General features: G+C 69.7%; 9 protein-coding genes. 6 read left to right on the top strand and 3 right to left on the bottom strand.

The annotated features are described in order from the left end of the window. Positions 1–17 precede the first annotated feature (17 nt). Entirely contained in the window at positions 18–314 is a 297-nt protein-coding gene (locus CFB43_RS00950) for a flagellar protein FliT (RefSeq protein ID WP_089493883.1), read from the top strand. 240 nt (positions 315–554) lie between these two features. Here CFB43_RS00950 and CFB43_RS00945 read toward each other — a convergent pair whose 3' ends face one another. From CFB43_RS00945 to CFB43_RS00935, 3 genes are all read right to left on the bottom strand, one after another. After that, positions 555–3,041, bottom strand: coding sequence for a tetratricopeptide repeat protein (locus tag CFB43_RS00945; protein ID WP_089493882.1), 2,487 nt, complete (start codon positions 3,039–3,041; stop codon positions 555–557). Then, entirely contained in the window at positions 3,038–5,236 is a 2,199-nt protein-coding gene (locus CFB43_RS00940) for a tetratricopeptide repeat protein (RefSeq protein WP_089493881.1), read from the bottom strand. Before CFB43_RS00940 ends, CFB43_RS00945 begins: the two co-directional genes overlap by 4 nt. A gap of 241 nt (positions 5,237–5,477) precedes the next feature. Beyond that, on the bottom strand, positions 5,478–7,265 hold the full coding sequence (locus tag CFB43_RS00935; RefSeq protein WP_089493941.1) for an O-linked N-acetylglucosamine transferase, SPINDLY family protein: 1,788 nt from the start codon (positions 7,263–7,265) through the stop codon (positions 5,478–5,480). A 445-nt stretch (positions 7,266–7,710) separates the two neighbouring features. Between CFB43_RS00935 and CFB43_RS00930 the strand changes: the two genes are divergently transcribed. The 5 genes from CFB43_RS00930 (at position 7,711) to CFB43_RS00910 (ending at position 15,260) form a co-directional block, all read left to right on the top strand. Further along, a complete protein-coding gene (locus tag CFB43_RS00930; RefSeq protein WP_089493880.1) occupies positions 7,711–8,493 on the top strand; it encodes a class I SAM-dependent methyltransferase in 783 nt (260 codons plus the stop codon). Then, positions 8,493–9,878, top strand: coding sequence for an NAD(P)/FAD-dependent oxidoreductase (locus tag CFB43_RS00925; protein WP_089493879.1), 1,386 nt, complete (start codon positions 8,493–8,495; stop codon positions 9,876–9,878). The genes CFB43_RS00930 and CFB43_RS00925 overlap by 1 nt, the downstream gene beginning before the upstream one ends. Next, the gene (locus CFB43_RS00920) at positions 9,875–10,597 is read left to right on the top strand and encodes a WbqC family protein (RefSeq protein ID WP_226207555.1); all 723 of its coding nucleotides are present in this window, start codon (positions 9,875–9,877) and stop codon (positions 10,595–10,597) included. The genes CFB43_RS00925 and CFB43_RS00920 overlap by 4 nt, the downstream gene beginning before the upstream one ends. Positions 10,598–10,737: 140 nt before the next feature. Continuing rightward, positions 10,738–11,895, top strand: coding sequence for a dTDP-4-amino-4,6-dideoxygalactose transaminase (rffA, locus tag CFB43_RS00915; RefSeq protein WP_089493877.1), 1,158 nt, complete (start codon positions 10,738–10,740; stop codon positions 11,893–11,895). A gap of 2 nt (positions 11,896–11,897) precedes the next feature. After that, on the top strand, positions 11,898–15,260 hold the full coding sequence (locus tag CFB43_RS00910) for a glycosyltransferase family protein (protein ID WP_089493876.1): 3,363 nt from the start codon (positions 11,898–11,900) through the stop codon (positions 15,258–15,260). Positions 15,261–15,285 lie beyond the last annotated feature (25 nt).

The following is a 15,285-nucleotide window of genomic DNA, read 5'->3' as shown; positions in this document are numbered from 1 at the left end:
CCCTTCGGAGCCGAACCATGACGAACGACACCCTGTCCCGCGCCTTGGACCTGACCCGTGCCATGCAGTCGGCGGCCGACGCACGCGACTGGGTGCGCGTCGCGGCCCTCGTCGACGAACGCTCGCCGCTGCTGATGAACCTGTCCGGCGAGCAGACCCCGGACGGGCTGGACCAGGTGCGGCAGATCATGGCGATCGACGCGTCGATCACCGAGCATGCGCAGACGGACCGTGACCGCCTGGCTGCGGAATTTGCGCAGTCCCAGGAGCGGATCAAGGCCGCGAGCCAGTACCAGATGGCCGGCTTGCTGTGACCGGCCGGGCGTCTCGCCCGCCGCGCAGGTCGAATTAAAAGACGCCGCCAGTCGAGCGGACCGTTGTCGCCGTACCATCGAGCCGCTTCACTGCGGCTTTTTTTTCGCCGGCGGGCGGGTGAGCGAGCCGGATCGCGCCGGCCATGCCCGCGTCGCCCGCTCGACGGCCGCGCCGATCATCTCGGGCGGCCGGCCCGACGGTGCGCGAGCGCGGCTTCCCGCCGAGGCGCGCCCCGCTCGTCATGCGTCCGGGGTCGCCGTCTCGCCGGACGCGTAGCAGGCCCACATGCCGTGCAGCGCGTCCTCCAGGTTGCGCGCGAAGCGCGACGCGTCGCACAGCGGCGACGCGAGCGCGCGCTCGCGCAGCGTCGCACGCAGCGTCGCCAGCCCGTCACGGTCGCGCGCGAACGCGACGGCCTTCGCGAGGTACGCCGCCTCGTCTTCCGCGATCCATTCGCCCATTCCCGCCGCGTGCAGCAGGCTCTCGCAAATGTGCGTGACGAACCGGCCGCCCTTCATCCCGAGCACCGGCACGCCCATCCACAGCGCTTCGGCCGTGGTCGTGCCGCCCGGGTACGGGAATGGGCTCAGCGCGATGTCGATGCGGTGATACGCGGCGAAGTACTCCGCACGCGGCGAACCGCCTTCGAGAATCAGCCGATCCGCGCCGATGCCGTGCCGCGCGAAGCGGTCGAGCGTCGCCTGGTTCACGTCGCCGGCGCCGAGCTCATGGGCCTTCAGCAGCAGGCGCGCGTCCGGCAGCGCGTGCAGGATGCGCGACCACAGCGCGACGACCTCGTCGCTGATCTTGACCAGCTTGCCGAAACAGCCGAACGTGACGCCGCCATGCGCCGCCATCGGCAGCGGGCCGACCGCGACATCGTACGGCGGCGGCGTGAAGCACAGGTAGCTGTCCGGCAGCCGCCACGGCCGCTCGGTGAAGTGCTGCGCCTCGTCGGCCGGAAGCGTATGCGCGTCGCCGATGAAATAGTCGATCGCGCGGCAACCGGTGGTCGCGAAGAAACCGAGCCAGCTCGCCTGCACCGGCGCGGGCTTGTGTCCGAAGATCGGCAGACCGCTCCAGTCGGTATGGCCTGCCATGTCGATCAGGATGTCGATGCCGTCGTCGCGAATCAGTTTCGCGGCCTCCTCGCGGCCCAGGCTGACCACCTTCTTCCAGCTCGCGAAGTTCGGCTTGAGCCGCGCGGTCACGTCGTCCTCGCCGATGAACGTCACATACGCATGTGGCTCGATGCGCGACCGGTCGATCCGCGCCAGCACGCTTTCCAGAAAAATGCCGACCGGGTGCTGGCGCAGGTCGCCCGACACGAAGCCGACGCGTAGCGGCCGCCCCTGTGCCTGCGCGACGCGCTGCGCGCGGTCGTGCTCGAACGGAAGCGCATCGCGCTCGAGATGTTCGCCGTAGCGGCGCGCTTCAGCGACCCACTCCTGCGGCTCGAACGCGGGCGAACTCGACATGTTGAACAGCATCCGCGAGTACGCGCGATGCAGGTCGAACCGGATTGCCGCGCGGAATGCGTCCAGCGCGCCAGCGAGATCGCCTTTCGCCCACAGGATGTCGCCGAGCGTCATCTGGAGCTTCAGCGGATCGATGCCGAGTTCCCGCGCGATCTCCGTATGCTTCATCGCCTCGTCGAGCTTCTCGAGCCGCAACAGCGCGGCGGCGAGGTTCTGATGGGCGTCGGCATCGTCGGGGTTCAGGTCGATCGCGTGCCGGTAGCTCAACTCCGCCGCAGCCAACCGGTTGAGGTTGTGATACGCGTAGCCGAGGAAATTGTATGCCTCGGCCAGTTCGGGATCGAGCTCGATCGCGTGCCGGCACGCCTGCACAGCCTGCCCGTATTCGCCCTGCTGGTTGCGCAGGTCGCCGAGCCAGGCCCACGCCCGCGCATGCGCGGGATCGATCGCGATCGCCCGCTCGAGCAGTTCGACCGCCTTGCCGAACTCGCTCATGCGCTGCAGCAGCCTGGCCAGTACGCAGTGCGCGTCCGCGTCGCCCGGATCGAGCCCCTCGCGCGCATGGTCGACCGCACCCCGCAGATCACCTGCCGCGCGCAGCGTCTCGCTCAGCCCCTGGTGCGCGACACGGAAGCCCGGTTGCAGCGCGATGGCGCGACGATAGGCCTCCGCGGCATCGTCGAATTTCTCCTGCGCCTTCAGCGCGTTGCCGAGATTGCAGTACGCATCCGCGTATTGCGGCTGGTGCGCGACCGCCTTGGCGTAGCTCGCCGCCGCCGCCTCGTGCTCGCCCAGATCCTGCAGCGCGTTGCCGAGGTTGTTGTACGCCTGCGCATAGCCGGGCCGCAGCTCGATTGCGCGCGCGCAGCTCTGCATCGCAGCCGCCGGCTCGCGCGCGTCGCGCAACGCGTTGCCGAGGTTGTTGTGCGCCTCCGGATAGTCCGGCCGCAGCCCCACCGCGCGACGGTAGTGCGCGATCGCGTCGTCGAGCCGGCCGCTTTCGCGCAGCATATTGCCCAGGTTGTTGAAGTACGACGCGTCCGGCCGCGCGACGAGCGATTGCTCCATCAACGCGATGCCCGCGTCGTACTGCTTCAGCTGGCACGCCAGCAGACCGAGAAAATGCAGCGCATCCGGCTGGCCCGGCTGCGCGGTGAGGATCGCGTCGTACAGCGTCTTCGCTTCGGCGAGACGCCCCGCCTGGTGATGCGCCAGCGCGGACTGCAGCGTGTCGTGAATATCGTTCATGCTTCGTGTTCCGAGTTCGTATAGCGTTGCCACATGCCGATGAACGCCGCTTCGAGATGCGCGGCGAACCGGCGCGCGTCGCACAGCGGCGACGCGAGCAGCTGCGCGCGCAGCCCCGCGCGCAGCGTCGCGAGCCGCTCGCGGTCGCGCACCGCCTCGATCGCCTTCGCGACGTAGGCAGCCTCGCCGTCAGCGACCCATTCGCCCATGCCCGCCGCGTGCAGCACGCTTTCGCAGATGTGCGTGACAAAGCGGCCGCCCTTCATGCCGAGCACCGGCACGCCCATCCACAGCGCTTCCGCGGTGGTCGTGCCGCCCGGGTACGGGAACGGGCTCAGCGCGACGTCGATGCGGTGATAAGCGCCGAAGTATTCCGCGCGCGGCGAACCGCCCTCGAGGATCAGCCGGCCCGCGCCGATGCCATGCCGTGCGAAGCGCGCGGCGGTCGCGTCGCGCACGCCCTCGCGGCCGAGTTCGTGCGCCTTGAGCAGCAGCCGCGCGTCCGGCAGCGTGTGCAGGATGCGCGACCATGCGCGCACGACGTCGTCGCCGATCTTCACGAGCTGGCCGAAGCAGCCGAACGTCGGATGGCCGCGCGCCGCCATCGGCAGCGGGCCGACCTCGACGTCGCAGGCCGGCGGCGTGAAGCACAGGAAGCTGTCCGGCAGCCGCCACGGCTGCTCGACGAAGTGATGCGCTTCGGCGTCCGGCAGCGTGTAGCGGTCGCCGATGAAGTAGTCGATCGCGTCGCAGCCGGTCGACGCGAAAAAGCCGAGCCAGCTCGCCTGTACCGGCGCGGGTTTCCAGCCGAACACGGCCAACCCGCTCGACTGCGTATGGCCCGCGAGGTCGACGAGGACGTCGATTTCGTCGTCGTGAATCATCCGCGCGGCCGCCTCCGGGCCCAGCGCGGCGATCGAGCGCCAGCTGCTCGCGTGCGGCTTCAGTTTCGCGGTGATCGCGTCCTCCTCGTCCGTGGTCACGTACACGCGCAGGTCGATGCGCGTGCGTCCGAGGTGCGCAAGCACGCTTTCCAGGAAGATGCCGACCGGATGCAGGCGCAGGTCGCCGGACACGAAGCCGACCCGCAGCGGCCGCCCCTGCGCGCGCGCGGCCCGCTCGCGCGGATCGTACGCATAACGCGTCGAACGCGCGGCCAGGTGCCGGCCGTAGCGCCGCGCGTCGGCCAGGTAGTCGGCGGGGTTCACGCAGGCGGACGCCGCCGCGCTGAACAGCAGCCGGTTCAGCACGGTCGCCGCGACGTCGTCGGCGTCGTCGCGCACCAGCGCAAGCGCGTCGCGATACGCGTGGACCGCGGCATCGACGTTGCCCTGCGCGCGCAGGATGTCGCCGAGATTGACGTGCATCAACACGGCCGGCGGGCCGGCCTGCAACGCCTGCCGGCAATAGATGAGCGCCTCGTCGAGCCGCTGCAGCTTCAGCAGCACGACGGACAGGTTGTGGCACGCGCCGGCGTCCGCCGGATTCAGCGTGACGGCCGTGCGATGGCTGGCCTGCGCCGCGTCGAGCCGGTCCAGTCCGTGATACGCGTTGCCCGCGTGGTTGTGCGCTTCGGCGAGGGTCGGCGCGAGCCGGATCGCGTCCTGCGCATGCGCGAGCGCTTCCGCGCAGCGCAGCTGCTTGTGACGCACGGCGCTCAGGTTCGCGTGGGCCATCGCCATCGACGGGTCCAGCTCGATCGCGCGGCCGTAATGCGTGGCGGCGCCGTCGAGGTCGCCCAGATCCTGCAGCGCGTTGCCGAGGTTGTTGTACGCCTGCGCGTAATCGGGCCGCAGCTCGATCGCGCGCGCGCAGCTCTGCATCGCAGCCGCCGGCTCGCGCGCGTCGCGCAATGCATTGCCGAGGTTGTTGTGCGCCTCGGGATAGTCCGGCCGCAGCGTCACCGCGCGCCGATAGTGCACGATCGCGTCGTCGAGCCGGCCGTTTTCGCGCAGCATGTTGCCGAGGTTGTTGAAGTACGACGCGTCCGGCCGCGCGACGAGCGATTGCTCCATCAGCGCGATGCCCGCGTCGTACTGCTTGAGCTGGCACGCCAGCAGACCGAGAAAATGCAGCGCGTCCGGCTGGCCCGGCTGCGCGGTGAGGATCGCGTCGTACAGCGTCTTCGCTTCGGCAAGACGCCCCGCCTCATGATGCGCGAGCGCCGCCTGCAATGCCTGTCCTGTTCCGTCCATCTCGTCTGCTCTGCTCAATAGGGATGAGGTTCACGTCCGAAGTCGATCAGCCGGCGGCCGTGCCCGATCGTCACGGCCGATGCCGCCATCCCATCGCGTGCCATCCCGACGACGGTGTCGCGCACGCGCCACCGGCCGGAATGACGATCACGTCGGCCGGCGCGGTGTTCTGCGCGTGGGGCGCCATGTTCCGCGTGCCGCCGGCGTGGAAATGCCCACGCCCGTCACGTCGCGAGCGGCCTCACGCGGACGCGCCCGGCGCGGCTTCGACGTGCTGCGCCCACATGCCGTGCAGTGCGTCCTCGAAGTGGCGCGCGAAGCGGGGCGCGTCGCACAGCGGCGACGCGAGCACCTGCGCGCGCAGCGTCGTGCGCAGCGCCGCCAGCTCGGCGGGCTGGCCGACCTGCGCGACGGCCTTCGCGACATAAGCGTCGTCGTCGTCCGCGATCCACTCGGGCAACCGCGCCGAATGCAGCAGGCTCTCGGCGATGTGCGACAGGAAGCGCTCGCCGCGCCGGCACAGTACGGGCACGCCCATCCACAGCGCTTCGGCGGTCGTCGTGCCGCCCGGATACGGGAACGGGCTCAGCATCAGGTCGACGCGCCGGTACGCGGCCAGGTATTCGGCGCGCGGCGAGCGGCCTTCGAGGATCAGACGCTGCGCGTCGATGCCGTGCGCCGCGAAGCGCGCGGCAAGCGCCTGCTGCTCGCGCGGATCGTCGAGATGCTCCGCCTTCACGAACAGCTTCGCGCCCGCGACCGATTGCAGCACGCGCGACCAGACCGCGACGACGCGATCGGTGATCTTCGCGAGCTTGCCGAAATAGCCGAAGGTCGGATGGCCGTTCGCAAGCATCGGCAGCGCGCCGACGTCGACAGGCTCGGCCGGCGGCGTGAAGCACAGATAGCTGTCCGGCAGATGCCACGGCCGCTCGGTGAAATGCGCGGCCTCGGCGGGCGGCAGCACGTGACGGTCGCCGATCACGTAGTCGATCGCGCGCACGCCGGTGCTCGCGAAATAACCGGGCCAGCTCGCCTGCAGCGGCGCCGGCTTCCACGCGAACAGCGGCAGGCGGTTGTAGACCGTGTGGCCCGCCGCGTCGAGCAGCACGTCGATGCGGTCCGCGCGGACACGCGCGGCCGCCGCTTCGTCGCTCAGGCCGGCAATGCAGGTCCACGTCGCGAAGGCCGGCTTGAGGCGGGCGGTCACGTCGTCCTCGACGTCGCGCGTCGGGTATGCATGCATCTCGATCCGGTTCGGGTCGAGATGCTTCAGCATGCTCTCGATGAAATAGCCGACCGGATGCGCCTTCAGGTCGCCCGAGACGATGCCGACCTTGAGCGGCCGCCCGGCGCGGGCGGTCAGGTCGACGAGCCAGTCCGTCCACGGCGTCGCGCCGCGCGTGACGACTTCGTCGTAGCGCGCGGCCTCGGCGAGATAGGCGTCCTGATCGAACGCTTCGCTGCAGTGGCTCGCGAACAGCAGGTTGCTGCGCGGCTCCGGCAGTTCGGGGCGCAGCGCGACCGCGTGCCGGTAAGCCTCGAGCGCGGCCGGAATCTCGTTCAGGTCGAACAGCGCATTTGCAAGGTTGTTGTAGGCCTGGCCGTTGTCCGGCTTCAGCGCGATGGCCTGGCAGAACGCATCGACGGCCGCGCGGGCGTCGCCGGCGAGCCGCAGCGCGTTGCCGAGGTTGTTGTACGCATCGACGTAGTCGGGTCGCAGCTCGATGGCGAGACGGAAGCACTCGGCGGCGGCGGCGTGACGGTTGTCCGCCTGCATCACGTTGCCGAGGTTGTAGTAGTACATCGCGTCCGGCCTGACCTCGATCGCCGCCATGATCAGGTCGGATGCCTCCCGATAGCGCCCGTACTGATGACCGATCAGGCCGAGGAGGTGAAGCGCGTCCGCGTGCCGGGGATCGGTGTCGAGGATCTGCCGGTACAGCGTCTCGGCCGCTTCCAGCCGGTCGGCCTGATGGTGCGCCAGCGCCTGTTCGATCGTGGCGGCGGCGGGGGAGGTGGGCATCATGATGCTTAAGTCGTCCTGGTAGCCAATACGGGATTCGAATCGCGGCCGGCACCCCTGCGCCGGCGCACGCCTGCGCCCGCGGACGCACGCACCGACGGTCTCCGACGTGTCCGAATTCTCCTCGCGCACGCCGCGTTCCAATTGGGCGAGCAGGTGCCGGAATTGGTCGTTATTCCCGCGACTGCAAGCCGCACCCGCGGGCGCCCTGAATGCGCGCCGGACACCCGCGCATCCATCGAAATGCGGGGTGAAACCACCCGCTAATCCGACATTCGATCCTGGCGCCGCTCGCTAGACTCGATTCCGAAAGATGACCGGATTGCACCGTGCGGACAGCCGCGACGCGTGCGGGCCCGGTTGCCGCACCGGATGCCGGCCGCGCACGCGACCCCGGTCCGCCACGGCACTTCGTTCGGTATCACTCATAGTCCCTGGAGCCTTTTGTATGCACGAGTCATCCATCATCACCAACTCGAACGACGACCAGCTCGCCGCGCGCCGCGAACTGTTCGACCTGCTGCACGCGTATCCCGCGACCCCCGAGGAACTGGAACGCTCGCTCGGCCTGTTCGTGCGCGGTTCGCTGCTCGCGCGGTTCCTGGCGACCTTCGAGGTGTATCAGAAGATCGTGCCGCTGCCGGGCTCGATCCTCGATCTCGGCACATGGCGCGGGCAGACCGCGGTGCTGTGCGAGAACTTCCGCGCGATCCTCGAGCCGCTGAACTTCCAGCGCCGCATTCACGCGTTCGATACGTTCACCGGCTACGCAGGCTTCTCCGAGGACGACTCGCGCGACCGCAAGCTGTTCTCCGACGGCACCTATTCGGTGGCGAGCGGCTACGCGGACCTGCTGCGCAAGCTGCTGTCGCTGCATGAGCGCAACAACGCGATGGGCCACGTGAACGGCAAGCACCGCGTGTGGGAAGGCGACTGCCGCGACACGCTGGCGGCGTTCGACGAAGCGCACCCGGGCGAGACGATCGCGCTGGCATGGTTCGACCTGAACGTGCCGGGCCCGACGGAGCAGGCGTTCGAAGCGGTGCTCCAGCGCCTGGTGCCGGGCGGCGTGGTCGCGGTGTGGCAGCTGATGCGCGGCCATCAGGCCCCCGCGGAAGGCATGCACTACCTGCACAAGGTGCTCGGCAAGTACCCCCACCAGATTCACCGGACGCAGGCGTATCCGTCGCTCTGCTACATGACGTTCCCCGAAGGCGGACAGGGGCGCTAATGAAGATCGCGATCCTCGGCAACGGCATTCTCGGGCTGATGACGGCCCGGGCATGGCAACGCGCGGACCCGACTGTCGAACTCGTGATCGTCGGCCCGGCACTGCGCCCGGGCTCGGCGACGCGCGCGGCGGCGGCGATGCTCAACTCATTCACCGAACTCGAAGGCGACTCGCTCGGCACGCCGCTCGACCGCTTCAAGTTCGAGCTGAGCCGCGCGGCGACCGCGGCCTGGCCGGGCGTATTTGCCGAGATCTGCACGCCGGCGCGCGAGGTCGCCCACGGGTTCGGCACGTACGTGCTCAACAACGCGGCGACCGACGCGCTCGACGACGAGAACTTCGCGGCCGTGAAGCGCTTCTGCCGCGAATTCGAGGAACCCTGCGAGGCGGTCGATCCGTCAAGCATCCCGAACTATCACCCCGACCCGCGCTATCGCGCGTTGAACGCGCTCTACCTGAAGCGTGAGGGCTGGGTCAATCCGAAGCAGTTTCTCGACGCGCTGACGGCATCCGTCGCGCAGACGGGCAACACGACGCTCGTCGACGCCCAGGTCGAGCGGCTCGATATCGCCGGCGGGCGCGTCGTCGCGGCGCGGCTCTCCGACGGCAGCACGCTCGACGCGGACCGCTTCGTCCTGTGCAACGGCGCGAACCTCGGCCAGCTGCTGCGCGCGAGCGCGCCCGAGCTGCCGGTACAGCGGCTGTTCTACGGCATCGGCATGTCAATCGAGCTGCAGAGCGCGGAAAACGTGCACACGCACTGCATCCGCACCACCAACCGCGGCCTCGCATGCGGCGTCTATTCGGCGCCGTACGGGCCGGACCGCACGCTGATCGGCGCCAGCAACTACATCAGCCCGGTGCCGATCGACCACGGCCACGTCGGCAGCGCGTACTCGCTGCTGAAAGCGGCAATGGACCAGATCAACAGCAAGTTCTACCGCGCGAACCTCGTCAACGTGAACGTCGGCTGGCGGCCCATGACGTCCGACCTGTATCCGCTGTTCGGCGAAACCAGCGTGCGGGACCTGTGGATCCTCGGCGGCACCAAGCGGGACGGCTTCCACCTGTCGCCGGTGCTGTGCCGCGACCTCGTCGCCGCGATGCGCGGCGAGCCGATCGACCCGCGTTACGCGGAGCTTGCGCCCGAGCGGCCGCTGATCCGCAACATGTCGCGCGAGGCCGCGATCGCGAAGACCGTGCGCCACCAGCTCAACGCGGCGTACCAGCACGACTTCGAGCCGGCGAGGAACCGCATGGTCGAGCAGTTGCAGCGCTCGATGCGCACGGACCTCGAAGCGCTGCACGACCGGATCGGCGCGACCGACTGGGGCATTCCGCCCGAGCTGGTCGACATGTACCGGTACGGCCACATCCCGGCATGAGCGGCACGCCCATGGAAGCGGTTGCGAAGCGGGTGGCGATCGTCCAGTCGAACTACATCCCGTGGAAGGGCTATTTCGACCTGATCGCCGCCAGCGACGAATTCATCCTGTACGACGACGCGCAGTACACCCGTCGCGACTGGCGCAACCGCAACCAGATCAAGACGCCGCAGGGCGTGCAATGGCTGAGCGTGCCGGTGAAGGTGAAAGGCAAGTATCTCCAGACGATTCGCGAAACCGAGATCGACGGCGACGACTGGGCGCCGCAGCACTGGAAGCGGCTGCAGCAGAACTACGCGCGCGCGCCGCACTTCGCGGGCTATGCGGACGCGCTCGAAGCGCTCTATCTCGGCCGCCGCTACGACACGCTCAGCGAGCTGAACCGCACGCTGCTGATGTGGATCAACCAGCAGCTGGGAATCGACACGCGCATCTCGTCGTCGTCGGACTACACGCTGAACGGCGACCGCACCGAGAAGCTGCTGAACCTGTGCATGCAGGCGGGCGCGACCGAGTACCTGTCGGGCCCGTCCGCCCGCTGCTACCTGGACGAGAACCTGTTCGCGGACGCGAACATTGCGGTGCGCTGGTTCGACTACCCGGCCTATCCCGAGTACCCGCAGCAGTGGGGCGACTTCGTGCATGGCGTCACCGTGCTCGACGTGCTGTTCAACTGCGGCCCCGACGCTCGCGAGTACGCGCTCTATCGGGGCGCGTGACATGTGCCGATGAACGCATCCCGTCACGCAAGCCTGCACGACGACGGCCCTGCGCGCTCGCGCGGCGCCGTCCGGCAGGACACCTGAACGGCGCCGCGCCCGCGCCGCCGATCGCCCGTCACTTTACGAGGAGCCTGACCATGTTCGGCCCACCCAACCTCGACTGCATTCCGTTCGGCCGCCCGTTCGTGGTCGGCAAGGAGCTCTACTACATCGCGAAGGCGGTCGAGCAGGGCGGCCTCGCCGGCGACCAGGCGTTCACGAAGCTCTGCCACCGCTGGCTGGAAGCGCGCATCGGCTGCCAGCGCGCGCTGCTCACGCACTCGTGCACGGCCGCGCTCGAGATGGCCGCGATCCTCGCCGACGTGCAGCCCGGCGACGAAGTGATCATGCCGTCCTACACGTTCGTGTCGACCGCCAACGCGTTCGTGCTGCGCGGCGCGACGCCGGTGTTCGTCGACATCCGCCGCGACACGCTGAATCTCGACGAGACGCAGATCGCCGCCGCGATCACCCGGCGCACGCGCGCGATCGTGCCGGTGCACTACGCGGGCGTCGCCTGCGACATGGACGTGATCGGGCAGCTCGCGGCGGACCACGACCTGTGGGTGATCGAGGACGCCGCCCAGGCGCTGCAGTCGACGTGGAACGGCAAGCAGCTCGGCAGCCTCGGCCACCTCGCGTGCCTCAGCTTCCACGAGACCAAGAACGTGATCTCGGGCGAAGGCGGCGCGCTGCTGGTCAACGACCCGCGCCTCGTCGAGCGCGCGGAGATCATCCGCGAGAAGGGCACCAACCGCAGTCAGTTCTTCCGCGGGCAGGTGGACAAGTACACCTGGGTCGACGTCGGCTCGTCGTTCCTGCCGGGCGAGCTGATCGCGGCGTTCCTGTACGCGCAGTTCGAGCACGCGGACGTGATCACCGCGCAGCGGCGCGCGACCGTGCAGCGCTACCAGGACGCGCTGCAGCCGCTGCACGCGGACGGGCTGATCGAGCTGCCCGCGATTTCGCTCGCCGAGCGCGGCAACGGCCACATGTTCTATTTCCTCGCACGCGACCTCGCCGAACGCACCGCGCTGCTGCAGCAGATCCGCGCGGTGGGCGTGAACGCGGTGTTCCACTACGTGCCGTTGCACAGTTCGCCGGCCGGCCAGCGCTACGGGCGCTGCGGGTCCGGCATGGCGGTGACGGACCTCGTCGCCGACCGGCTCGTCCGGCTGCCGCTGTACCACGACATGACCGAAGCCGAACAGGATCGCATCCTCGACGTGGTCTTCGATTTCTACCGCACCCGATAACGATGACGACTCCCACACCCGGCTTGGCGCACGGCGGTTCGCGCATCTTTACGCGACTCGACCACCCGTACTACATTCTCGCGCCGAATTTCCGGCAAACCTCCGGCGGGATCCGCGCGATGCACTACCTGTGCCACGCGCTGAACCTGCTCGGCCACGAAGCGTACGTCTGCACGGCGGTCGTGCATCCTGACCTGCGCACGCCGCCGCTGACCAACGACATCGCGCAGGCGCACGCCCGCGCGAACCGCAGCCCGATCGTCGTCTACCCGGACGTCGTCACCGGCAATCCGTTCAACGCGCGCTGCGTCGTGCGCTATCTGCTGGCCGAGCCCGGCCGCATCAACGGCGAACCGATCACCCTGCAGCCGGACGACCTCGTCTTCACGTTCGGGCCGTCGCTGGTGCCTGAGGAATGGAAGGCGGACCTGCTGCGCATGCCGCTGGTCGACACGCGCATCTTCAACAGCGACGGGGTCGACGACGCCCGCCGCAACGGCACGGCCGTCTTCATCAATCGCCACCTGCGGCGCGGCGGCACGCTGCATCCGGTCACCGCCGAGTCGATCGAAATCTCGACCCGCGTGCCGGAACGTTCGGCGCACGAACTCGCGGCGCTGTTCCGACAGGTCGAGTGCGTGTACATGTACGAATGGTCCACCGCCGTGTTCGAAGCGCTGCTGTGCGGTTGCCCGGTCGTGTGCATCATGAATGACGCGTCGCTGCCGGAGCCGTTCCGGTGGGTGATGGACGGCAAGGGCATCGCGTGGGGGCTCGACGAACACGCGATCGCCCACGCGAAGGCCACCGTTCACGAAGCGCGCAGCGTCTACCTGAAGGAAGAGGAGACGTTCTGGCAGCAGTTACGGAACTTCGTCGAGCGGACCCAGGCCCACGCGGACCAGCTGGATGCGCAGGCCGTCGCGACGGGCGCCGCCGCCCAGGGACAGTCCGCGCCGCGCTCTTGCATCGCGGTCGTCACCGCCGAACCCGCCGACCACGCGCGCACCAGCCTGCGCTTCGCGCAGCCGTTCGCGCGGCTGGACCGCGAATGGGCGCTGACGTTCCCTGTCACGCCAGCCGGCATCGATCCCGACGCGCTGCAGCGCGCGGACCTGATCGTGCTGCAGGGCGACACGCCGGGCCTGCTGTCCGCCGCCACGCTGGAACACCTGTTCTCGCTCGGCAAGCCGGTCGTCCTCGACATCGACGTGCCGCTCGACACGCTGCTCGCCGACGTCCCCGGCGCGGCCGACAACGCGCGCCGCAAGGCAGGCATCCGCAGCGCCGTGCAGCGCGCGCATGCGCTCGTCGTGCCGTCGGAAGCGCTGGTGCGGGAGTACCGTCATGTCAACGCCTCGGTCCACGCGCTGCCGACCGGCGTCGATCTCGAGCGTCTGCACCGGGCGGCGCCCGGCGTGCGCGACCACGTGAACCTCGCGGTTTCCGGCACCGGGCTCGACGGCGTGCGTCTCGAGCAGGTCCGCCACGCGCTGGCCGAGCTCCGCCGCCGGTTTCCGGGGAAGCTCCGGGTGTCGTTCGTCGGCGCGGCGCTGCCGGCCGGCTGGGACCGCGAACCGGACGTCACGCTGATCGCGGAGCCTGCCCCTTACGACCGCTACGCCGACGCGCTGAAGCGCGCGGACCTCGACATCGCGCTGGTCGCGGCGCCGGTCACGTTGCGCGACGATGCGCCGCCGCGCGCATGGCTCGAATGCTCGGCGGCCGGCGCGGCCACGGTGCTCGTCGCCACGCCGGCGCAAGGCGGCCCGGTTGTCCACGGCAGCACGGGCTGGCTCGTCGCCGACACCGCCGACGCGTGGGTCGACGCGATCGCGCACCTGATCGAGCATCCGCACACCCGCGCGCAGCTCGCCGCGGCCGCGCAGGATGCGATCCGCGCGCAGCACGACATCGGCCGCAACGCCGCCCGCCACGGTGCGCTGTACGCGCGGCTGCTGGCGGAGAACCGGACGCTGGCGCCCGTCGCCGCGACTGCGGACGCCGCACCGCACCGCAAGCGCCTGATCGTGTATTCGATCGATCCGGACGCATGCGCGTCGTCGCGCATTCGCCTCACGCTGCCGTTCGGTCTGCTGAACGATGAATGGGAACTCGTCCCGGGCTTCCGGGACGGCCAGATCGACAGCAGCGTGCTGGCCACGGCCGACGCCATCCTGCTGCACCGGCTGGCGCCCGGCACGCTGACGGGCAACGACCTGTACACGATCTTCAAGCATGAAAGGCCGGTGATCTACGAGACCGACGACCTGCTGACCGACCTGCCGTCCACGCATCCGCTCGCCGCTCAAGGCGGGGTGGCCCGCGCGGGGATCGAGCTCGTGCTGCGCAACGCGGACGCCGTGATCGTATCCACGCCATTCATCGCCAGCCGCTACCGGCTGTCACACCCGCGCGTTCACGTGCTGCCCGACAGCGTGGACTTCGACCGGTTCTACCGCCCCGTGACGGCGCGCGACGACGACTGCGTGACGATCGGCATCGCCGGCGCGTCGCTGCGCGCCGACAACTTCGCGCTCGTCGACGCGGCGCTGCAAGCGATCTGCGCGCGCCATCCCGGCAAGGTCAGGGTGAGTTTCGTCGGCGCGGACGTCCCGCCGGGCTGGGCCGGCCATCCGGCCGCCGGGTGCGAGCCCGAGCTTCACGACTACGACGCGCACGCACGACGCCTGCCGGAACGGCGCTGGGACATCGCGCTGCTGCCGCTCGCCGACCACGACTACAACGCCGGCACGAGCACGATCCAGTGGCAGGAATACGCGGCGGCCGGCATCGCCTCGATCGCCAGCGACCGGCCGGCCTATCGCTTCGCGCTGCACGACGGCTGCGACGGCCTGCTGGTCCCGGATGCGCCGCAGGCCTGGGTCGACGCGCTCGAGCGGCTGATCGCGCACCCGGCGCTGCGCCGCGGGCTCGCGCGCACGGCGCAGGCGAAGGTCCGCAAGCATCACGCGCTGCAGCAGGCGCTGCCGCGCTATCGCCGTGTGTATCAGCAGTGCATCGACAAAGGCGCGATCGGCAGCCCGCCCGGCTGCCCGGAAGCGCCGATCCCCGGCGCGCTGATCCTGGACGCCGAGGGCGACCTCGACCAGGTCCGACTGAGCCTGCAGGACATCGCGCGGCGGCCGGAGCACGATCTGCTGGCGGTCGTGGTGACCACGTCGCAGGCGCCGCTGCCCGAATGGACCGACAAGGTGCGCTACCTGCACGCGCCCGCGCACGAGTACACGGCCACCGTCGAGCAGCTCTGCGCACTGCCGGCGTTCGACTGGACGCTGATCGTCGAGGCGGGCGACGGGCGTGCCGCGCAGGCACGCACGCCCGCCGATGCCGCGATCGCGTAAGTCGGCGCGCGCCGTGCCGCCTGCC

This window comes from Burkholderia sp. AU15512, assembly GCF_002223325.1.
GTDB lineage: Bacteria > Pseudomonadota > Gammaproteobacteria > Burkholderiales > Burkholderiaceae > Burkholderia.
The sequence above is the reverse complement of the archived record's forward strand: the minus strand, read 5'-3'. Positions and strand labels throughout refer to the sequence as shown.